Source organism: Streptomyces sp. NPDC053427, assembly GCF_044544985.1.
GTDB lineage: Bacteria > Actinomycetota > Actinomycetes > Streptomycetales > Streptomycetaceae > Streptomyces.
Genome location: NZ_JBITYA010000016.1, coordinates 37,015 through 56,042 on the forward strand (window position 1 = coordinate 37,015; position 19,028 = coordinate 56,042).

At 72.4% G+C, this 19,028-nt stretch carries 21 protein-coding genes; 10 read left to right on the top strand and 11 right to left on the bottom strand.

Annotated features, from left to right (window positions below):
* Nucleotides 1-131: 131 nt before the first annotated feature.
* Both ACIGWZ_RS35465 and ACIGWZ_RS35470 read left to right on the top strand, forming a co-directional pair.
* Nucleotides 132-542 (top strand): hypothetical protein, encoded by a 411-nt coding sequence (locus ACIGWZ_RS35465; RefSeq protein ID WP_400071448.1) that lies wholly within the window; start codon nucleotides 132-134, stop codon nucleotides 540-542.
* The gene (locus ACIGWZ_RS35470) at nucleotides 539-1,894 is read left to right on the top strand and encodes a hypothetical protein (protein ID WP_400071450.1); all 1,356 of its coding nucleotides are present in this window, start codon (nucleotides 539-541) and stop codon (nucleotides 1,892-1,894) included. The genes ACIGWZ_RS35465 and ACIGWZ_RS35470 overlap by 4 nt, the downstream gene beginning before the upstream one ends.
* 55 nt (nucleotides 1,895-1,949) lie before the next feature.
* Here ACIGWZ_RS35470 and ACIGWZ_RS35475 read toward each other — a convergent pair whose 3' ends face one another.
* The gene (locus tag ACIGWZ_RS35475; RefSeq protein WP_400071452.1) at nucleotides 1,950-2,426 is read right to left on the bottom strand and encodes an STAS domain-containing protein; all 477 of its coding nucleotides are present in this window, start codon (nucleotides 2,424-2,426) and stop codon (nucleotides 1,950-1,952) included.
* Nucleotides 2,427-2,580: 154 nt separating this feature from the next.
* On the bottom strand, nucleotides 2,581-3,162 hold the full coding sequence (locus tag ACIGWZ_RS35480) for a hypothetical protein (RefSeq protein ID WP_400071454.1): 582 nt from the start codon (nucleotides 3,160-3,162) through the stop codon (nucleotides 2,581-2,583).
* A gap of 210 nt (nucleotides 3,163-3,372) precedes the next feature.
* Here ACIGWZ_RS35480 and ACIGWZ_RS35485 point away from each other — a divergent pair, with 210 nt between their 5' ends.
* Nucleotides 3,373-4,071, top strand: a complete 699-nt coding sequence (locus tag ACIGWZ_RS35485) for a response regulator (protein ID WP_400071456.1) — start codon at nucleotides 3,373-3,375, stop codon at nucleotides 4,069-4,071.
* A gap of 93 nt (nucleotides 4,072-4,164) precedes the next feature.
* Here ACIGWZ_RS35485 and ACIGWZ_RS35490 read toward each other — a convergent pair whose 3' ends face one another.
* The 9 genes from ACIGWZ_RS35490 to ACIGWZ_RS35530 all read right to left on the bottom strand — a co-directional run bounded on the left by ACIGWZ_RS35490 (nucleotide 4,165) and on the right by ACIGWZ_RS35530 (nucleotide 12,302).
* Complete coding sequence (locus tag ACIGWZ_RS35490; protein WP_400071457.1) at nucleotides 4,165-5,883, bottom strand: GAF domain-containing sensor histidine kinase; 1,719 nt, start codon at nucleotides 5,881-5,883, stop codon at nucleotides 4,165-4,167.
* A 140-nt stretch (nucleotides 5,884-6,023) separates the two neighbouring features.
* Nucleotides 6,024-6,323 carry a dsRBD fold-containing protein gene (locus tag ACIGWZ_RS35495; protein WP_400071459.1) on the bottom strand — a complete coding sequence of 100 codons (300 nt, stop codon included), beginning with the start codon at nucleotides 6,321-6,323 and terminating at the stop codon, nucleotides 6,024-6,026.
* Nucleotides 6,324-6,354: 31 nt separating this feature from the next.
* Entirely contained in the window at nucleotides 6,355-7,224 is an 870-nt protein-coding gene (locus ACIGWZ_RS35500) for a universal stress protein (RefSeq protein WP_400071461.1), read from the bottom strand.
* 212 nt (nucleotides 7,225-7,436) lie between these two features.
* Nucleotides 7,437-8,393, bottom strand: a complete 957-nt coding sequence (locus tag ACIGWZ_RS35505; protein ID WP_400071463.1) for a hypothetical protein — start codon at nucleotides 8,391-8,393, stop codon at nucleotides 7,437-7,439.
* Nucleotides 8,393-9,667 carry a VWA domain-containing protein gene (locus ACIGWZ_RS35510; protein ID WP_400071465.1) on the bottom strand — a complete coding sequence of 425 codons (1,275 nt, stop codon included), beginning with the start codon at nucleotides 9,665-9,667 and terminating at the stop codon, nucleotides 8,393-8,395. The genes ACIGWZ_RS35505 and ACIGWZ_RS35510 overlap by 1 nt, the downstream gene beginning before the upstream one ends.
* 90 nt (nucleotides 9,668-9,757) lie before the next feature.
* The gene (locus tag ACIGWZ_RS35515; RefSeq protein ID WP_400071467.1) at nucleotides 9,758-10,291 is read right to left on the bottom strand and encodes a hypothetical protein; all 534 of its coding nucleotides are present in this window, start codon (nucleotides 10,289-10,291) and stop codon (nucleotides 9,758-9,760) included.
* A gap of 49 nt (nucleotides 10,292-10,340) precedes the next feature.
* On the bottom strand, nucleotides 10,341-11,150 hold the full coding sequence (locus ACIGWZ_RS35520) for a hypothetical protein (RefSeq protein ID WP_400071469.1): 810 nt from the start codon (nucleotides 11,148-11,150) through the stop codon (nucleotides 10,341-10,343).
* 367 nt (nucleotides 11,151-11,517) lie between these two features.
* Entirely contained in the window at nucleotides 11,518-11,856 is a 339-nt protein-coding gene (gene trxA, locus ACIGWZ_RS35525; RefSeq protein WP_400071471.1) for a thioredoxin, read from the bottom strand.
* Complete coding sequence (locus ACIGWZ_RS35530; RefSeq protein ID WP_400071472.1) at nucleotides 11,856-12,302, bottom strand: MerR family transcriptional regulator; 447 nt, start codon at nucleotides 12,300-12,302, stop codon at nucleotides 11,856-11,858. The genes trxA and ACIGWZ_RS35530 overlap by 1 nt, the downstream gene beginning before the upstream one ends.
* Nucleotides 12,303-12,856: 554 nt before the next feature.
* On the opposite strand from ACIGWZ_RS35530, the gene ACIGWZ_RS35535 reads away from it, so the two are divergent.
* From ACIGWZ_RS35535 to ACIGWZ_RS35565, 7 genes are all read left to right on the top strand, one after another.
* The gene (locus ACIGWZ_RS35535) at nucleotides 12,857-13,861 is read left to right on the top strand and encodes a nitroreductase/quinone reductase family protein (RefSeq protein WP_400071474.1); all 1,005 of its coding nucleotides are present in this window, start codon (nucleotides 12,857-12,859) and stop codon (nucleotides 13,859-13,861) included.
* A 56-nt stretch (nucleotides 13,862-13,917) separates the two neighbouring features.
* Nucleotides 13,918-14,304 (top strand): VOC family protein, encoded by a 387-nt coding sequence (locus ACIGWZ_RS35540; protein ID WP_400071715.1) that lies wholly within the window; start codon nucleotides 13,918-13,920, stop codon nucleotides 14,302-14,304.
* 285 nt (nucleotides 14,305-14,589) lie between these two features.
* Nucleotides 14,590-14,979, top strand: coding sequence for a cell division protein SepF (locus ACIGWZ_RS35545; protein WP_400071476.1), 390 nt, complete (start codon nucleotides 14,590-14,592; stop codon nucleotides 14,977-14,979).
* A 55-nt stretch (nucleotides 14,980-15,034) separates the two neighbouring features.
* Nucleotides 15,035-16,501, top strand: a complete 1,467-nt coding sequence (locus ACIGWZ_RS35550; RefSeq protein ID WP_400071478.1) for a biotin transporter BioY — start codon at nucleotides 15,035-15,037, stop codon at nucleotides 16,499-16,501.
* Nucleotides 16,498-16,875, top strand: a complete 378-nt coding sequence (locus ACIGWZ_RS35555; RefSeq protein WP_400071480.1) for a nucleotide pyrophosphohydrolase — start codon at nucleotides 16,498-16,500, stop codon at nucleotides 16,873-16,875. Before ACIGWZ_RS35550 ends, ACIGWZ_RS35555 begins: the two co-directional genes overlap by 4 nt.
* Before the next feature lie 360 nt (nucleotides 16,876-17,235).
* Nucleotides 17,236-17,691 carry a DUF6099 family protein gene (locus ACIGWZ_RS35560; RefSeq protein ID WP_400071482.1) on the top strand — a complete coding sequence of 152 codons (456 nt, stop codon included), beginning with the start codon at nucleotides 17,236-17,238 and terminating at the stop codon, nucleotides 17,689-17,691.
* Between the two features lie 327 nt (nucleotides 17,692-18,018).
* The gene (locus ACIGWZ_RS35565) at nucleotides 18,019-18,969 is read left to right on the top strand and encodes an LLM class F420-dependent oxidoreductase (RefSeq protein WP_400071484.1); all 951 of its coding nucleotides are present in this window, start codon (nucleotides 18,019-18,021) and stop codon (nucleotides 18,967-18,969) included.
* The last annotated feature ends 59 nt before the right edge of the window (nucleotides 18,970-19,028 follow it).

A 19,028-nucleotide genomic window follows, 5' to 3' on the forward strand; every position in this document is an offset into this window, starting at 1 on the left:
GTAGCGCCCGGCCGCCCCTCGCCCGGCGCCCGCCGGTACGGGCGTGCCCGGCGGCCATCGAGGCTTGAGCGAAGCCAACCGGGCATTGCAGACTACGAGTTCGGTGGTTGTCGATACGGGGCGGTGGAGCGATGGATCCGGTGCTTGGCAGTGCGGGCACGGCGCTGGTCGGGCTGATGGTCACCGAGGCCTGGACGCAGGCCCGGGACGGGGTGGTCGCGTTGTGGCGACGGCTGCGGCCCGCGGACGCCGACGCCGTCGGGCGGGACCTGGACGAGGCCCGTACCGAACTCGTCGAGGCACGGGACGAGGGCGAGGCCGGGGCGGACACGGAGCGGGAACTGGCCGGCGAGTGGCAGCGACGGCTGCTGCGGGTGCTGCGCGACGATCCGTCCGCCGTCGACGAACTCCAGCGCATTCTGGATGCGGCGCGCGGCGCGCTGCCGCCGGAAAGCGCCGCAGGCGGCGTGCAGTTGCAGGCCCACGCGACGGGCAACGCCCGGATCTACCAGGCGGGACGGGACATGCGGGTGCAGGGTTGACGGACGAGGAGGCGCCCCGGGCCTCTCTCCGGGCCGATGCGCAGGACACGGCCCGGGTCTATCAGGCCGCCCGTGATCTGCACCTCACCTATCGGGCGGAGTCCGCCTCCCCGGCCCCGGCGGCGCGGCTGTCCCTGCTCCATCTGCTGGCGTGCTGCGCCGACGCCCCGCTTCCGGTGTCCGTCCTGTCTCCCGAGGCCGTCGCCGCCGTCCGGATGCCGGAGCTGCCCGCGGAGCGGGTGAGCGCCGAGCTGCGCGCGCTGCCGGAGGCCGCGGGGGACGTCCCGTGCGTACGGGCGGACCCGGCGGCGCTCGCCGCGTCCGCCCGGGAACTGACGGACGACCAGCGCACCCGGCTGTCCGTGTACGCCGCGGCGCTGCTGGACCACGCCCTGCTGCGGTCGCCGGACGGCCCGGTGCCGGACCTGCTCGCCCCGCACGTGACGGCACTGCTCTGGCGGTCCGGCGGCGATCCGGCGCGGGCCGCCGCGCGCCGGCTACGGGACGCGTACGAAAGCCGTGGGTGGTACGCGGAGGCGCTGCCGTTCGCCGTACGGATCGCGGAGCCGGCCGCCGGGGCGGCGCTCGCCGACGGCCTGGCGCTCGGCCGGATCCGGTCCGGCTGCGGCGACTTCGGCGAGGCGGAGGCCGTACTGCGCCCGGTGCTCGCACAGGCGGAGCGGGCGGCAGAGGGGTGCAGGCTGTCGCTGACCGGGCACACCGGCCCGTCCATCGCCGAGATGCTCCGCGGAGACCCCGCGGGCCCGTTCACCGGTGGGCTCTCCTCGGCCGACTGCCATGCGCTCGCGGACGTCGCCGATGTACAGCACGCCCTGGCCGATGCCCTGTACGGGCTGCGCCGCTACGCGGAGTGCGAGCGGCTGCTGTTCGCGGCCGGCGGGCTGCGCTGGCGGGTTCTGGGGGCGCCGCATCCGGCGTACCTGCTCGCTCAGCTGCACCGGGCCCGCGTGCTGGGCCGCCGGCGGCTGTGGCACGAGGCGCTCGGGCTGGTCCAGGACGTCCTCAGCTACCAGGACCGGGCGGAACTGGACCGGTCCCGCCCGCGGGAGGACGCCCTGCTCCGCCTCGCGCATGCGCAGGTGATGACCGGGCTCGTCCGCTCGCTGTGCGAGGAGGGCGCGAGCCGGTCGCGGCGCGTGGGGATGTTTCCGGCGCCGGTGGTGCGTTTCCTGGACCGTACGGTGGGCACGAACCCCCGCCCGGAGAAGGTGACATGGGACGAGGCGCGGACGCTGGCCGAGGAGGCGGTACGGGCCTGCGACGGCGCCTTCGGGCCCGGACATCCGCACACCCGGGCCGCGCGAGCGCTCCTGGAGCGGCCGCGGCCCTGAGGCAGGTCCGGTGGAGCCGTCGGCGCGGTGATCATCCGTCGGGCCGGCCCGGTCGTCACACCCTGCCGCGCTCCGTACGGCCGTGATCGCGCGCCCGGTGCGGTTCGCCGTCGGACGGGCGGGCGGGCTCCGGCACCCTGTCGCGGACATCGAAGCTGTCGCCGAGGCCGACCGTCCCGAGGATCCGGAGGAAGCGGGGGTCGGTGATCACCAGGGACAGCCGGCCGCCGCGTTCGCGGACCCGGCGCCGGGCGCGGCACAGCACGCCGATGCCGCTGCAGTCCAGGAAGCTCAGCCGTGCCAGGTCGAGCACCAGGTCGGGGTGCGGACCCGTGGTCAGGGGATCGAGATATCTGGTCGTCGGCGCGGCGCTGAGAAAGTCCAGTTCGCCGCGGAGCTGGACGAGGACGGGCGCGCTCGTCCGGCGCCGCCCGGTGCCGTCCACCGGCTGCCACAGCATGGCCATCACCTCGTCCTCGCCTCGTCCTCGGCCCGTCCGGATGTCCGGGCCCGTGGCCGTTGTCTCATCCAAGACACGCTCCGCGTCCTCGATGGAGTGCCGGTCGGGCCAGGGCGGCCGGGGTCCTTCGGCCCCACCCGGGGGGCCGGTCGGACCGGACCGCGGCGGCCCGCGGGCCCCGCACCGGTCCGTCCGCCGCACGACGAAGGGGCGGGACGCGGCCCCGTCATGAGCCCGTCTCCCGGTGCCCCCACTGCGCATCGCCCGCCGCCCACTCCCGCTCCCACAGCGCGTAGCGGCGGCGAGTGAGCAGCGCTCCGCCGGCCCGCTCCGCGGCGAACAGCAGCAGACAGGTGCCGCTCGCCGCCACCGTGCCGCTCGCGATGCTCTCGACCGTGGCTTCTCCCGGGGAGACGGGGTCCCGCAGCAGCGCACCGCGCCCGTCGAGCCAGGCCGTGGTCCGGTCGCCGGCGCGCAGGCCCGCGGGGACCGTGGTCTCTCCCGTACGGGAGGTGCCATCGGCGGCGGTCCACCGCACCGTCGTATGCATCCGGCCGCCGATACCGCCGGTGGGATCCGCTCCGATGCGGGCCGGCGGATTCTCGGTCAGGACGGCCGCCACGCCGTGCCGGTCCTGGCTCTGCCGGTCGGCGGCTCCGGCCACCGCGTTCGCCGCGGCCACCCCCGCGGCCGGGGCCGCGACGGCCATCAGCAGCGCGGTGGCCAGCACCAACCAGGCCTCCGCCACGTCGCTGCCGCGCCGCAGCGGGCCGCGCCGGAGCCGCGCCGGCATCGTCCGCAGCGTCATCGCGCACCACCGCCTTGGTCCGTGTACCGACCGTGGCACGTCCCAGGGGTCCGGGCTAAGGGGCCGAACGGCCCTGCCGGGAGCGCGGCGGGCGGCCGCCGCGCGGGGGCGTCTGCCCGTTCGGCCCTGGTGCGCCCGCGGGGTGCGGGCGACGATGGGAGTGATGCCGTATGCGGCGGGAGCGCTGCCGCGCACGGTGTGGAGGGCACGATGAGCGAGGCACCGGAATTCTCACCCCAGCGGCCGATCCGCGCCTTTCTGCTGGACGATCATGAAGTGGTGCGGCGCGGGGTGCAGGACCTGCTCGACGCGGAACCCGACATCGAGGTGGTCGGTGACGCCGGTACCGCCGGCCATGCGCTGGCCCGGGGCCCGGCGCTGCGCCCGGATGTCGCGGTGCTCGACGTGCGGCTGCCGGACGGCGACGGGATCACGGTGTGCCGGGAGCTGCGCTCGCGGATGCCGGACCTGGCATGTCTGATGCTCACCTCGTTCGATGACGACGACGCCCTGCTGGACGCGATCATGGCCGGGGCCTCGGGGTACGTCCTGAAGGAGATCAAGGGCGCGGACCTGGTGGCCGCCGTACGCATCGTCGCCTCCGGCCGCTCGATGCTGGACCCGGCGACCACCGCGCGGCTGATGAGCAGCCTGCGCGGTGCGGACGGCGATGCCGAGCCCGAGGCGGATGCCCTGTCCGCGCTCTCGCCCCGCGAGCGGCAGATCCTCGGACTGATCGGCGAGGGGATGACGAACCGTCAGATCGGTGACCGGCTCTACCTGTCGGAGAAGACGGTCAAGAACCACATCTCCCGGCTGCTGGCCAAGCTCGGCGTCGAGCGCCGGATCCAGGCGGCCGTGCTCGCCACCCGGGCGGCGCCGTGCGACTCCGGCCCGCGCCGCTTCTGAGCAGGCCGCCGGGGAGGCGCCCGGCCACCCGGTCCGAGGTCCCTACGCGAGGTTTCTACCCGAGGTCTCGATCCGAGCCCTCGGTCCGAGTTCTCAGTCCGGGGGCAGCGGCACCCGCCACACCAGCCGGGTGCCGCCCCGCTCCGGCGCCTCGGTCCGCAGCGTCCCGCCCAGGCACTCGGCCCGGCGGGCGAGATTGCCCAGCCCGCTACGGGGACCGGCATCCCGGGTGATGCCCACCCCGTCGTCCGTGACGGTCAAGGCCAGCGCGGCGCCGCGCACGATCAGCGACACATCCGCCGAGCGGGCGTGCGCATGCCGGGCGACATTGCTCAGGGCCTCCGCGAGTACCGCCACCACATGTTCCGCGAGGGGCGCGGGCACATCGGTGTCGATCAGCCCGGCCATGTGGAGCGAGGGGGTGAAGCCCAGGGCGCGGGCCGCCTGTTCCACGGCCGTGACGGTCCGCACCCGCAGCCCGTGGCCGGCCCGCCCCAGGTCGTGGGCGCGCAGCCCGAAGATGGTGGACCGGATGATCTTGATCGTCTCGTCGAGGTCGTCCACCGCGCGCAGCAGCCGCTCCGTCGCCTCCGGGCTGTCCACGAACCGCACCGCGCTCTGCAGCGTCATACCGGTGGCGAACAGCCGCTGGATCGCCAGATCGTGCAGATCGCGGGCGATGCGGTCGCGGTCCTCGAAGAGGGCGAGCTGTTCGGCGCCCGCGCGCTGCTCGGCCAGCTCCATCGCCAGCGCCGCCTGCCCGGCGAACGTCAGCAGCGGAGAGGTCTCCGGTTCGGTGAACGCCTCGCTCCGGTGGAGCCTGGCCAGCAGCAGGACGCCGCGGGCCCGCTCCCCGGTCACCATCGGGACCGCAACCGCCGGGCCCAGCCCCATCCAGCGCGGCGGACCCGCCGTGATCCTCGGATCGTGCTCGACATCGAGGCTGATCAGCGGCTTGCCGGCGGCGAGGGTCGCGCCGACGAACGATCCCTCACGGGGCAGCACCAGCCCCTGATGCACCTCGGCATCGACTCCGGACGCCAGCGCCACCCGCAGCGAACCCTCCTCGCCGGGCAGCGCCACCACGCCGAGATCCGCGGCGAGGATGTCCCGCGCATGGTCGACGATCAGCCGCAGCACCTGCATCTCGTCCGCCCCGGACAGCAGACTGGCGACGATCTCGCCGTTGACCTCCAGCCACCGCTGCCGGGAGCGGGCCTCGCCGTACAACCGGGCGTTCTCGATGGCCACCCCCGCCGCCACCGCGAACGTCGACAGCATCGTCTCGTCCTCGGCGTCGAACCCGCCGCCGCCCCGTTTCTCGGTCAGATAGAGATTGCCGAACACCTCGTCGCGCACCCTGATGGGTACCCCGAGGAACGAGTGCATCGGCGGGTGGTGGGGCGGGAATCCGTACGACGACGGGTGGTCGGACAGCTCCGCCAGCCGCAGCGGCCTGGGATGCCGGATCAGCTCACCCAGGATGCCGTGCCCGGCCGGCAGCGCGCCGATGGCCCGCTCCTGCTCCGCGGTGACCCCCACGGGCAGGAATTGGGCGAACCCGGTGTCCTCGCCGACCACGCCCAGGGCGCCGTACTCGGCGTCCACGACGACGACGGCGGCCTCGACGATACGGTGCAGCACCTGCGGCAGATCCAGTCCGTGCGCCACCGACAGCACGGCTTCGAGCAGCAGATTCGCCGATGCCCCGGGTCCGCTGAGCACGGCGTCCAGACGTTCTCGCAGCCCCGTCGACAGCCCGTCCAGCCGTCGCCGGCCGTCGCCACCGCCGGTCGTTCCGTGGTCGCCCACGCGCTGCACCTTCCCCGCGGCCCGCGCCGCCCGCCCCCCGGCGGTCGCACCGCGGCCACCGGGCTCCGGCCCTCGTCCGTGGCCGCCGCACGCCCCCGTGCTCTCCTCACACCCTCGTGCTCTTCACGCCTTTTCGGCCCTCACGCCATCTCGTTCATCCAGCCGTACGCCTCCCGCGGTCCGCGCCCGGGGGGCGCCGCACCGAAGCTCGCCATGTCGTTGTCGGCCACCCGCATCAGCTTCGCGCCCAGGTCGTGCAGCGCGCGGCCGGCCGCCAGCTCGTCCCCGATCACCGGTACGTCCAGGTCCTCGGGGTTGCACCGGGCCATTCCGTACCCGGAGAGCGCGATGGTGCCGGTGTCCAGCTCCACCCGCGCCTTGGTCGTCCCGTCCTCCTCGGAGAGGTACAGATGAATGTCCCACTCCGCTGTCGTAGCCATGCTCCGCCTCCGCTTCCTCCCGTCGGCCCCGTCACTCGTGCGGCACCACCGCCACCGCACACGGCGCGTGGTGCACGGCCGCCTGCACCACATGGCCGATGCGCGCCGCCAGCAGCCGGCGCTTGTGCCGGCGCCCGACGACCAGCAGCCCGGCGTCCGCGGCGTCGTGCAGCAGCGCCGGCGCCGGACTCTCCAGCTCCACCCGGGCCTCCACCCGCACCTCCGGGAACTTCTCCCGCCAGGGCCGCAGCGCCTCGTCCAGCTCCCGCCGCGTGTCCGCGGCCGTCACCTCCGCGGCATACGGCTCCACGCCGCCGCCGCGGTTGTACGCATGCGCCGGCAGGTGCTGGCCGTGGACGGCGCGCAGCGTCACACCCCGGCGTGCGGCGCTGTCGAAGGCGAACGCGAGCAGCGCCTCGCACGGCTCGTGCAGGCTCAGCCCGACCACCACATCGCCGTCACGCCCGGTCGCCGTCGCGTGCTGGGCCCGTACGAGGATGACCGGGGTCTCGGTGCGCGTCACCATCTGCAGTCCGGTCTCGCCCAGCACATAGCGGGAGAGCGGGCCCAGGTCGCGGGAGCCGAGAATGATCGCGTCCGACTCCCCGGCGACCGCCGTGAGCGCCTCCAACGGGTCCTTGGTCGCCAGGACCTCCTCCAGCGGCAGATCCGGCTCCTGCGCCCGTACCGTCTCCCGCGCCTCGGCCATGATCCGGTGCGGCCAGTAGTTCTGGTCCTGCGAGCCGGGGGAGGGGGCGGCGGTCTGCTCCGGCGCCAGCAGCACCCATGCGTGCAGCAGCCGCAGCCGGGCGTTCCGCAGCCGCGCCTCGTGCGCCGCCCACCGTGCGGCGGACAACGACTCCGGCGTACCGTCCAGGCCGACGGTGACGACGTCCTTCATGGTTCGCTCCGTTCCACATCTTCTACCTTCCTCCGGGCCCACGGCCCGGGCCACTCCTCCCCTCTGCCCCAGGTCACCGGGAGCGCCGGGCGAGCGCGGACAGCCGCCGAAGGCGGGAAGGAGAAGGCGGAAGGCGGGAAGGAGAGGCGGGAAAGCAGGAAAGTGACCGCGGCGCGCGGCCGCGGTCACTTTCGCGCAGGGTACGGCGGGGGTCAGGCGCCCGGCGGCACCCGCGACGGGCGGCCGGAGCCGCGGGTCAGGGCATAGCCCCCGATCCCGGCCAGGGCCGCGAGCAGCCCGCCGACCGCCGTCCAGACCCAGCGGTCGGACCACCAGCCGGAGGACCAGCCGCCGTCCGGTTCGTCCGACGCCGTCGGCCGGTCCGGCGACGCGCTCGCCTCGGTCCCGGACGACTCCTCGTCCTGCGGCGTCGCCTCGTCCTGCGGCGTCGCGTCGTCCTGCGGAGTCGCGGCGCCCGCTCCCGGTACGAGCGGCGCGGCGAGGGAGCCGTCAACGGCCTGCCCACCGCCGGCCTCGGCCGCATCGGCCCGGACCTCGGCGTGCACCGGCAGTCCGAGGTCCGCCTGCGGCAGATCCACGACCGTCAGCCGCACGTAGTAGCTCCCCGGCAGCGGGTCGTTCGCCCACGGCTCCGCCCAGCCGCGGACCGTACGCAGGGCGCAGGACAGCTCGACGGAGCCCGCGTCCGGCGCCGCCGCCTTGGTCTGCGCCCCGTACCGGCACGCCTGGCGGCGCCGCAGCCCGTCGTACACATCGAGCTGCCAGGTGGCGGCGCCGTGCCGGGTGGCCTTGGGCAGCGTCACCTTGGCCGTGACCGTGGCGCGCTGTCCCTGGTCCACCGGGACCACCCAGTAGAGGTAGTCACCGGTGGAGGCGCTGGCCGTCGCCCGCTGGCCAGGCTTGATCGCGGTCGCGGTACGGAACGACGTACCGGCCTCGGTCGGCCCCTCGGCGTCGGAACTCGCGCGGGAATCGGGCGAAGGGCTGTCCGCCGCGGCCGCGCCCGCCGTACCGAACAGCGCGGCGCCCGCCAGCACACAGGCTGCCAGCGCCCGGCCGGCCGGCCCACGCCCGCTCGGCAGGCGACGGCTCGACGGACGACCGCTCACCGCAGGGTCGTTCGGCACAGGTACTACGACGGCACGCATCAGTTGGTCCTCCAGACGGAAATGCGCCAGCGCGAGATCCAGCCCCACAGCAGCCCGGCGACCAGACCGGTCAGCACCAGCGCGCCCAGCAGCCACCACCCGCGTCCCAGGCCGAAGGACGCCGCGTCCGCGGCGTCGTGCGGCGCGTCCACCAGGTCGACGGTCAGCTCGACGGGCAGACCGGGCTCGGTCTTGACCGAGGCCGGCGCCGAGAAGGAGTTGCTGACCTGCAGGCACACCGTCTCCGCCGCGGGCTCGTCCGCCCCGTCGGCGGCGTCGGCCGACGACTTCGGATACCGCAGCCCGGACGAGATCACATCGGTCCGCCCGCTGCCGGCTTCCGACCCGCGCACGATTTCCCGGCCATGGAGGGTCGAGGCCCGCAGCAGGACCCCGTAGTCGTTGTTGACCGCGCGGTCCGCGCCGACGCTCACCGACGCCCGCAGCTCCTGCCCCGGCCGGACGTCCACCCGGTACCAGCGGTGCTCGGCGAACTTCTCCCGGTCGCTGTAGAGACCGGGGGTGAGCTTGGGCGCACCGTCGCACTGCTGCGCGCCCTTGGTCGCCACCGGAGTGACGACCGGATGGGCGGCCCTGTCCACCAACTGATGGACGCGGTTGCGCAGTTCGTTGGTGTGCTGCACCGAGGTGTACGTCCCGCCGGTGGCCTCGGCGATGCAGCTGAGCTGGTTACGGGTCTTGGCGTCCGGCAGCAGGCCGAGCGTGTCGACGGTGAGATGGATGCCCTGCGCGGCGATGTCGCGCGCCACTTCGCAGGGGTCGAGCGGGGCGCAGGTGTCCTCGCCGTCCGTGATCAGGACGATCCTGCGGGTCGCGTCGCCGCCCTTGAGGTCGGCGGCCGCGCCCTGCAGGGCCGGGCCGATCGGCGTCCAGCCGGTGGGGGCGAGCGTCGCCACCGCCGTCTTGGCCTCGGTCCGGTCGAGCGGGCCGACCGGGTAGAGCTGCTTGGTGTCCTTGCAGCCGCGCTTGCGGTCCTCCCCCGGGTAGTTGGCGCCGAGGGTACGGATGCCGAGCTGCACCTCGTGCGGCACCGCGTCCAGCACCTCGTTGAACGCCTGCTTCGCCGCGGACATCCGCGACTGTCCGTCGATGTCGCGGGCCCGCATCGAACCGCTGACGTCGAGTACCAACTCGACCTTGGGGGAGGGCTTCGCATCGGGCTCGTCCGCTACGGCGGATCCGGGAAGGAGCCCGACGGCCAAGGCGGCGAGCAGCCCGCACACCCCGGCCGCCAGCCGTTTTCTTATGATCATCGCCGGATCGTATTGAGGATTCGCCCCGCCGCCAAAACGGCCTGCCTACGGGCTTCTCGGAGGCGTGGGCCTTTCCTGCCCACACTGCCGTCACTCTCTCTGATGGGCGGCACGGGCCGCGTCCACAAAGTCTTCCAACGCCTTCCAGAAAGGGCTGAAAGCAGCATCGAATGCCTCGTGGCTGTCGCGTTCCCCGTCAAGGCCGGCCTTGACTGCCACATAGAAAGGCCTTGTCGTTCTTTGCAGAGCGAGCGCCGCTTCGGCGGCCCTGGGAGGGCCTTCCAGCTCGACGACGCGTGCGCAGCGGCGGATCTTCACGTACTCGGCGACCTCGCGATCGTGCAGCGCGGCAAGAGCGGCGGCGCGGTCCGCGGAATCCGGGAGGCGGAGCGTGGTGGATATTTCCCAGAACAACTCGCCCAGGAGATGCGTCTGTTCGATCAGTTCCAGGTAGGCCGCACGGCGGCTCTCGCGGAGCCGTTCGGCGCGCTGTGCGCCCGCGGCGATCTCCGCCTGTATCCGGGCGGCCTGGGTGCTGCCGCGGCTGGTGACCCAACTGGCGAGCACCGCCGTGCCACCGGTCAGCGCCGCGATCGCCAGAGTCCACACCGTGCTGTCACCCACGCGGCGTCACCCTACCCAGGCACCGACGAGACGCCTCGCGGGGGTGCCGCTACGAGGGGAACTGCCCCGGCGGCACCTCGCTTGTGGTCGCATTGCCGCCGATCACCTTGTTCAGCGTGAAACTCAGCACCGTGTACTGCGTGCCGCCCGCGACCTGAGCCGTCCGGAAGTCCGCCTTGTCGTCGAACTTCTGGAAACTGCACTCGCGCGTAAAGGACCGCTTGCCGCCGTCCCAGTCCTCGCCGGTGGTGAAATACACCGTGTACGAACCGCTGTTGACGCTCCGCACGGTCGCATCGGTGCCCTCGCGGACGTACACCGAGAACGCCGTCCGCTCGCCCCGGGCCAACGTCACCACGGCGTCGGTTCCGGTGCCGTTGTTGATGACCAACCGCCCCAGGCCGCCCCGGCTGCCGTCGCGGACGAACGCGCCGTTGCCGAGCCGGCGGTGCCGGGCCCGCTCCGTACGCGGCAGCCGCACCGTGACGTCGTAGCCGAGGGCGGCGAGTGCGCGTCCCGCTTTCTTGACGTCCTTGGGGCCCGCGGCCGTACCGAGTGCGACGCGCGGCGAGGTGGCGCACCGGCCACCGTCACCGTGAGCGCTTCGCAGATCCCGCCCCAGGGCCCGCAGCGAGGAGGCGAGTCGGCCGTTCTCCGCTCTGGCGTCGTCCGGTGTCCGGGCGGCGTCCAATGCCTCGGCGGACGCATCCGCCTCGTCGGCCGCCGCCTCCAGCGCCTTGTTCAGCGCGCCGCCTTCCCGCGCCCGGTCGACCGCGCGCAGCGCGCCGGTGAGCGGCCCGAGGGCGGTGGTCAGCGTACGGCGGTAGGCGGCGGGTTCGACGGTCGGTGTGGGGCTCACGGAGGGCGACGCCCCGGCCGCCGGGCTCGCGGATCCGCCCGCCCCGTCCGCCGTTCCGCCGTCCGCCGAACACCCCGCCAACGGCACCAGCACCAGCGCCAGACCGGTGCCGAGCCCGACGACCCGCCGCGCCGCCCGCCGCCCGATCGCGCCATGCGCAGCCGCAAAACCGTCTCCAGAATCAGCCCCAGCCGGAGCCCCAGCCCCGGAAGCAGACCCGACCATGCTTCCCCCGTCCCCGGATTCCGCATTTCCCCGTATCCCGGCAATCACCGGGACAACCCGCCCGCCAGGCTTCTCCGCCCGCCGGGGGCTGTCAAGGGAGCGCAAGCCGAATGCTTCTGCTCACCGTGGCCGGCCACGCATGTCACACCACATCCGCAAGCTCTTGTTGCAAACGCCGCTTCGTCCGCGCCCCCACCAGCGACTTCACCGGTTCGCCCGCGCGGAAGACCATCAGCGTCGGCATCGACAGCACGCCGTAGCCGCTCTGCGTCACCGGATTGCTGTCCACATCCAGCAGAACGATCTTGAGCCGTCCCGCTTCCTCCTCGGCCATCTCCGCCAGCACCGGCGCGATCATCCGGCACGGTGGGCACCAACTGGCGGTGAAGTCCACCAGGACGGGAAGTTCGGAGCGCAGCACCTCCTCCTCGAATGTCTCGTCCGTTACGGACAACACGGTGGCGTCGTATGTATGGGGCATCAGTTCTCCTGGTGTGTAGGTGCGGTCGCGGCCGGCCGGTGGAAGGACGAGAGCTCGCACAGCGGTGCCGGCGCGGGCCCGGGCTCCGGAGCGTCCCCCGCCTCCGCGTGCCCCAGCTGCCGCCGCACCGATTCCCGTACGTCCTGAAGTTCCGCGATGCAGCGGTCGAGTTCGGCGAGCTTGCGGCGGTAGACGTCGATCGAGGCGGGGCACGTGTCTCCTGTCGGATGCCCCGCCTGGAGGCACTCCACGAACGGGCGGGTGTCCTCCAGCTCGAACCCGAGGTCCTGCAGCACCCTGATCTGCCGCAGCACGCGCAGATCGTCCTCGCCGTACTCGCGATAGCCGTTGCCGTCACGCCCGGCGGTGAGCAGGCCCCGCGACTCGTAGTAGCGCAAGGCACGGGCCGTGGTCCCCGCACGCTGCGCCAGATCGCCGATCCGCATCTGCGTGCCCCTTCCGTGTCAGTCGTCTCTGTGCCGGTCGTCCGTCCTCGGCCGGTCCCGATGGACGGTAGACCTTGACCTTGACGTCAAGGCCAGCGCCGACGCAGGTCGGAATGGTGGTACCGCAAGGCTCCGCGTTGACAGACCACGGACGGGTGGCTGTAATGATCCGTGTGGCGCGTGACGCCGACCAAAGAGAACTGGGCCGGTCGGTAGTTGGGCGACCACCATTCCTCGAGGGGCCGGCCATGAGTTCATACTCCGCACCCCGCATCTGAGCATCTGCTTCTAAGCATCAGCATCAGCATCTGAGCGTCTGCCGCTGACGCGAGCGCGTCCACGCGTCGCCCCTTCCCTCCTCGGTGCCACCGCGCCGTGCCATGCCGTGCCATGCCGCCACGAGCGACGGTTCGACCCGTCCCCCGGCAACGGCCGGTTCCGGACGAGGGGCCGCACGCGCCACTGCGCGCCGCGCACCACGTGCAGCGCCTACCTCGCCGCGCACACGGCTGCGCAGCACGCCGTGATCAGCCTGTCTGGAGAACCGACACCGCATGACCGAAACACCGTCGTCCCACCACCCTTCCCCCAGCCCCTCCCACCACGCCGACCACCCCGGTCGCCCCCTTCACGCCAACCCCTTCAACCAGTCGATAATCGAGGAGTTCCGCGCCAATGGAGGCAGGGTCGGTGGCCCCTTCGAGGGCGGTGACCTGCTCCTGCTGACCACCACCGGCGCCAAGTCGGACAAGCGGCACACGGTCCCGCTCGCGTACTTCCGCGAGGGCGACCTGCTGCTGATCATCGCGTCCGCCGGCGGCGCGCCCCAGCACCCCGCCTGGTACCACAACCTGCTCGCCCACCCCATGGTGGAAGTGGAGGTCGGTACCGAGACGTTCGCGGCGATAGCGGTCCCCGCCGAGGGCGCGCGGCGGGACCGGCTGTTCGAGCAAGTGGTACGGGTGGCCTCCGGATACGCCGACTATCAGGCCCGTACGGAGCGCATCCTGCCGGTCGTGATGCTGCAGCGCTCCGAGCCCGAGGCGGGCGAGGCGCCCCGCGAGGTCACCAACCTCGCGGACAAGCTCCTCGAGGTCCACGCCTGGCTGCGCGCGCAACTGCAGCATGTACGCGACGAGGCCGAGGCCCACTTCGCCGCGCGGGCGGCCCACCACGGCCCCGGCGAACCGCCCGCACCGGGACTGGGGCTGCAACTGCGCCAGCACTGCCTGGCGTTCTGCGAGTCCCTGGAGTTCCACCACACCAGCGAGGACGCGCACATCTTCCCCGCTCTCGCCCAGCATCATCCTCATCTGCGCGACGCCCTCCAGCGGCTCTCCGACGAGCACCGTACGGTCGCACGGATCAAGGGCGAACTCCTTACCCTGCTGTCCGACGTCGCCACGGCCGACCCCGCCCGCTTCCGCACCGAACTGGACCGGATGACGCAGGAGCTGCGAGCCCACCTCGACTACGAAGAGGAGTCGCTCCTTCCCGTGCTGGCAGAGATTCCGTTCCCACCCCGCCCCGCCGCCGGTCCGGACCGCACGGGATCCTGACCCTGATCTTGCTTCTGATCCCCTGACGAAAGGTTGCCTGTCTCATGCAAAGCCTCATGCGAGTCAAGGACTTCGATCACCTGGTGCTCAATGTGCGGGACATCGAGAGCGCGCTGGAGTTCTACTGCGGGCCACTCGGCCTGGAGCCGGTCCGGGTGGGTGAGTGGCGGGCCGGTGATGCCCCGTTCCCGTCGGTGCGGGTGAGCCCGACGACCATTATCGATCTGGTCGAAAAGCCCCGCGGCGAGTCCAATGTGGACCACATCTGTCTGGTCGTCGATCCGCTGGACTGGCAGGCGGTCATCGACTCGGGCGCGTTCACCGTGCTGGAAGGGCCGGTCGACCGGTACGGCGCGCGCGGCGATGCGCAGTCCATCTACGTAGCGGACCCCGACGGCAACACCGTGGAGCTCCGCTGGTACCCGGAGGATGCCGAGCGCTAGCACGGCGGAGGTAGCCGGCGGGGCGGGCCGGAACCCGCCCCGCCGGTACCCGTTCCCTCACAAGCCCGGATGAACGGGCACACAGAAACTCGACCCACCATCTGCCGAGGCTGTCCGCGCCGCTCGAGAACCATGGTGCAGGATGGGACAGGGATGTGACGCCGCGTGTGTCGCGTCCGCCGAGCTTTGTATGTCTATCGGTAGAATTCGCGCGATGCAGATACCGATGTACAGAGCGATGCAGATACCGCAGAAGGCCAGCGCCCCTCTGAGTGAGGTGATTCGGTGAACGGCCCCGATGCCACCGACGAGCAGTGGGAAGGGCTCGCCGAGGTCGTCCCGCTCCGCAGCGGCAGTGGATGGCCGTCCTGGCCCGATCACCGCGCCCTCCCCGAGGACGAACCGACGGAGGAGAAGCGCCGGTTCATGGTCCTCCGCGTCCAGACCTTCGCGGATGCACGCGAGGTCGCCGAGTACCTCATGGTGCAGATCCCGGTCCTGCTCGACCTCAGCGGCGCCGACACCGACGTCGCCAAGCGCATCCTGGACTTCTCCAGCGGTGTCGTCTTCGGCCTCGGCAGCGGAATGCACCGCGTCGACACCAACGTCTTCCTCCTCGCGCCGATCGGTACCGAGGTGGCCGAACCCGTCGCCGGGGCCGTCCCCCGTTCGTAGGAAGAGCTGTTGGGCGTAACGGTTCTCCGTTCGGGTCGCTGCATAGCGTCCCCATATGAACACTGACAGTGCACGACCGGCGGTCACCGAATTACGGCTCTCCGCCTTCAAGAACCATCGCGGCGTCACGCTGCCGATCGGCCCGCTGACCCTGCTGAGCGGTGAGAGCGGCAGCGGCAAGTCCAGCGCGCTGCAGGCGTACGAGATCCTCTCCCGGCTCGGCAGCGGAGAGCCGCTGGCGCGGGCGGTGGGGACGGTGGCGGGCGGCGCGGCGGCGTGCATTCCGGCGGGCGCGCGCCCCGACGAACAGGGGCGGCGCGGTTTCCGCATCGGCTGCACGGTCGACGGCCCGGTCGGCCCCGTCCACCTCGATCTCGCCGTGCAGGCGGAACCCGAACTCCGCATCGTCGGCGAAAGGCTGACCGGCGGCGGCGAGACGCTGCTGACCACGGCGCTCACCGACCCGGCCCGCCGCGCGGTGCAGGCGGCCTGGCACACGGCGGGCTCGACACCGGTGACCCGCGCGCCGCTGCCCGACGACCGGCTGGGCACCTCTCTCCTGCCGCTGCGCGTCGCCGGCAAGACCGCCGGGCAGCAACTCGTCCTGGCCGCGGCCGAACAGGTCGTGGTCGCGCTGCGGTCGGCCTTCGTGTGCGACCCCCGGCCGGAGGTCATGCGGGAGGCGGGCAGCGGCGCGCCCCCTGTGGCCGACGTGGCCGCGGCGGCGGTCGCCACGACGTCGGTGGGCGCGGCGGGCGGGGACGCGCGGGCCCGGGGGCGGGCGGGGAGCCGGGGCGGCGCGGCCGGCAGCTGGGGCCGGGACGGGGACGGGGAGTCGGAGGAGGGGCGACTGCGGTCGTCCTGCGAGAACCTCCCGGCGGTGCTGGAGCGGACCAGCCGCGAGTGCAGGCGACGGCATGCGCTCCTGGTGGCGGCGGTACGGGAGGCCTGCGCGGGTCCCGTCGACGGGCTGCACGCGGTCCCGCGGGAGACGGGCGGTGCGGATGTCGGCGCGGGGGCGAGGGAGGGTGCCGGGGCCGGGAGCGCCGGGGAACGGCCGACCGCGCGGGGGGCGGCATCGGGTTCGCGGGGCGGTGGACCGGAGGGGCGGGAGGCGCAGGGCGGAGTGGCGACGCGGACGGCTCAGGGCCCGGGCGGGGCGCGGCCGGCGCCCGCGTCTGCGGGGGTGCGGGCCCTGGTCGACCGGGGCGCGCTGGGGATGATGCCGGTCGAGCAGCTCGGCGATGGGGAGCTGCGGTTTCTCGCGCTGGCGCTGGTTCTGCTCACCGGACCCGGGGTGCTGGCCATGGATCCGGTGGGGGAGATCCCGCCGGCGCACCAGCAGCTGACCGTGATGGCGGACGGACTGGACCGCTGCATGGACCGCCGGCAGGCGCGCGAGCTGGTGTCGCTGGCCGTACGGATGGCCGAGCGCGGGCACGTCCGGCTGCTGGGGGCGGTAGGCGACCCGTCGGTAGCCGACGGACTGCCCGGTGTGCGGGTGCTACACCTAGGGGTATGAGCGACGATCTTCATGCCCTGCAGCGACGGCTGGCCGCATTCGCGGCCGCCCGGGACTGGCAGCAGTACCACACGCCCAAGAACCTGGCCGCGGCGCTGAGCGTCGAGGCCGCCGAACTCGTCGAGATCTTCCAGTGGTTGACCCCGGAGGAGTCGGCGGCGGTGATGTCCGACCCCGAGGCGGCCGGCCGGGTCGAGGACGAGGTCGCGGATGTGCTGGCGTATCTGCTGCAGTTCTGTGAGGCGCTGGAAATCGATGCGCTGACGGCGCTCGCCGCGAAGATCGAACGCAACGAGTCCCGCTTCCCGCCGGTCCGCCCGGCGGGGCCGGACCGGCCGGGCGGGAGCGAGGGGCGTACGGGGGGAGAGGGCTGAGTCGGCGAGGGGGCGTCGCGGGAGTTCGTCCTTGTGCTTCGTCCTTTTGCCCCTCTTCCTCCCTCCTGCGTGCCGGGGCGCGATCGACGAGAATCTCGTTGATCCGTGTGACAGGAGTGTCGTCGAAGATTCAAGTGCTTTGTGATGGCAGTGTTGTTGGCGAGGGCAGGGCGACCTGAGGGGGAGGAGCGGGCGCGGGCGCGCGTTTCGTCACTCTATGGAGTCATCGATCTTTCCACAACGCCTTGGTTGTCCACAGATTTGCGAAATCCTCTGGCTTTTTTGGGTGTTCACCCTCACTCTGGGTAGTGGAAAGGGTGCGGGGTGAACAGCGAGTGATGAGGAAGGGAGGGGGCGCAGATGGACGCGGTGCGGATCATCGCGGCCAGCCGGCGCGATCTGGCGCGTGCGAGCACGATCCAGGACGTGATCGTCGAGGCGTGGCAGTCGCAGGCCTTGGCGGAAGCGATAGGCAGTCATCTCGCGATAGTGGGGCCGTATGAAGTGCGCTCCAGAGCCCAGGGGTTGGGTGATGCGGGCGGGCAGTTCAGCGGGGGACTGCTGTGCCAGGCGCCGACCACCGAGGGGCTGCGGGCGGCCCAGCTGTCCGAAGTGCGCGATGTCAAGGCCGCTTTGACCGGCCTGTGCCAATTACTGCAAGAGGTCTGCGAGGCGCTGGTGAGCGTGGTGTGCTCGGCGGACGAGGAGGGGATGTACTGGACCTGCGTCGAGGCCATGGACACGGCCGATGAGTCGAGGGACCACGTGGCCGGAATACTGGAAAAGCTGGAGGCGCGCGAGCGCAACCTCGCCTGACGGACGACGGGCCCGTCCGCACCACGACGGCGCGGTATGCCGTCCGTCGATGGCACGGCGATCGCTGCCGCCCGCTTCCCTCCCGTAACCGACTTCCACGCCCACGCCCGAGGCGGTCCCCACCCGCCTCCGCCGAAGCCACCGCGGACGCCACGGCCACCGCCCCGCCACTCCCGCTTCCGTGGCCAACACCCCAGCGATCACGCAGGACACCACCGTCACCGCCGTCATCGCCGTCGGCAGGCCCGTGCCGGCCGGGGGTGACCCGACCTGGTGCATCGCCCGGCCCTGACGGTTGGCCTGTCGTCAAACGTGCAGGATGGAGGTATGGATCTACGCATCTTCACGGAGCCCCAGCAGGGCGCTTCCTACGACACTCTTCTTACGGTCGCCAAAGCCACCGAGGACCTCGGTTTCGACGCGTTCTTCCGGTCCGACCACTATCTGCGGATGGGCATTGCCGACGGGCTTCCCGGCCCGACGGACGCCTGGATCACGCTGGCCGGCCTGGCCCGGGAGACCCGGCGCATCCGCCTCGGCACCCTGATGACGGCGGGCACCTTCCGGCTCCCCGGTGTGCTGGCCATTCAGGTGGCGCAGGTCGACCAGATGTCCGGCGGCCGGGTCGAACTCGGCCTCGGGACGGGGTGGTTCGAGGAGGAGCACAGGGCGTACGGCATTCCCTTCCCCAGGGACAAGTTCGCGCGCCTGGAAGAGCAGTTGGAGATCATCACCGGCCTGTGGGCCACCGAGGAAGGAAAGGAGTTCTCCTACGACGGCAAGCACTTCCAGCTGGAGAAGTCGCCCGCGCTGCCCAAGCCGGCCCAGCGCAAGGTGCCGGTGCTCGTCGGCGGACACGGTGCGAAGCGCACGCCGCGGCTGGCGGCGCAGTACGCGGACGAGTTCAACATTCCCTTCGCCTCGCTCGAAGACAGTGAGCGCCAGTTCGGACGGGTGCGGGCGGCCGCCGAAGCCGCCGGGCGGAAGGGCGACGACCTGGTGTACTCCAATGCCCTTGTGGTCTGCGTCGGCAAGGACGACGCCGAGGTGGCGCGGCGGGCCGCGGCCATCGGACGGGAGGTGGAGGAACTCAAGGCCAACGGCCTCGCGGGCTCGCCCGACGAGGTCGTCGACAAGATCGGTCGGTATGCCGCCGTCGGCGCGTCCCGGATCTATCTGCAGATGCTGGACCTCGACGATCTGGATCACCTGGAGTTGATCTCCACCAAGGTGCAGTCGCAGCTGAGCCGGCGTCGGGCCGAGTCCACACCGGGCTGAGCTCGCATCGGGCCGAGCCGACGGCGGGTTGAGCCGGCACCGGACTGCGGTCGTGGTCG

Bases quoted from the DNA above. Each gene is read 5' to 3' on its own strand.
- ACIGWZ_RS35465 (WP_400071448.1), top strand. From the start codon at position 132: ATGGATCCGGTGCTTGGCAGTGCGGGCACGGCGCTGGTCGGGCTGATG.
- ACIGWZ_RS35480 (WP_400071454.1), bottom strand. From the start codon at position 3,162: ATGACGCTGCGGACGATGCCGGCGCGGCTCCGGCGCGGCCCGCTGCGG.
- ACIGWZ_RS35485 (WP_400071456.1), top strand. From the start codon at position 3,373: ATGAGCGAGGCACCGGAATTCTCACCCCAGCGGCCGATCCGCGCCTTT.
- ACIGWZ_RS35495 (WP_400071459.1), bottom strand. From the start codon at position 6,323: ATGGCTACGACAGCGGAGTGGGACATTCATCTGTACCTCTCCGAGGAG.
- ACIGWZ_RS35500 (WP_400071461.1), bottom strand. From the start codon at position 7,224: ATGAAGGACGTCGTCACCGTCGGCCTGGACGGTACGCCGGAGTCGTTG.
- ACIGWZ_RS35505 (WP_400071463.1), bottom strand. From the start codon at position 8,393: ATGCGTGCCGTCGTAGTACCTGTGCCGAACGACCCTGCGGTGAGCGGT.
- ACIGWZ_RS35510 (WP_400071465.1), bottom strand. From the start codon at position 9,667: ATGATCATAAGAAAACGGCTGGCGGCCGGGGTGTGCGGGCTGCTCGCC.
- trxA (WP_400071471.1), bottom strand. From the start codon at position 11,856: ATGCCCCATACATACGACGCCACCGTGTTGTCCGTAACGGACGAGACA.
- ACIGWZ_RS35530 (WP_400071472.1), bottom strand. From the start codon at position 12,302: ATGCGGATCGGCGATCTGGCGCAGCGTGCGGGGACCACGGCCCGTGCC.
- ACIGWZ_RS35535 (WP_400071474.1), top strand. From the start codon at position 12,857: ATGACCGAAACACCGTCGTCCCACCACCCTTCCCCCAGCCCCTCCCAC.
- ACIGWZ_RS35540 (WP_400071715.1), top strand. From the start codon at position 13,918: ATGCGAGTCAAGGACTTCGATCACCTGGTGCTCAATGTGCGGGACATC.
- ACIGWZ_RS35550 (WP_400071478.1), top strand. From the start codon at position 15,035: ATGAACACTGACAGTGCACGACCGGCGGTCACCGAATTACGGCTCTCC.
- ACIGWZ_RS35555 (WP_400071480.1), top strand. From the start codon at position 16,498: ATGAGCGACGATCTTCATGCCCTGCAGCGACGGCTGGCCGCATTCGCG.
- ACIGWZ_RS35560 (WP_400071482.1), top strand. From the start codon at position 17,236: ATGGACGCGGTGCGGATCATCGCGGCCAGCCGGCGCGATCTGGCGCGT.
- ACIGWZ_RS35565 (WP_400071484.1), top strand. From the start codon at position 18,019: ATGGATCTACGCATCTTCACGGAGCCCCAGCAGGGCGCTTCCTACGAC.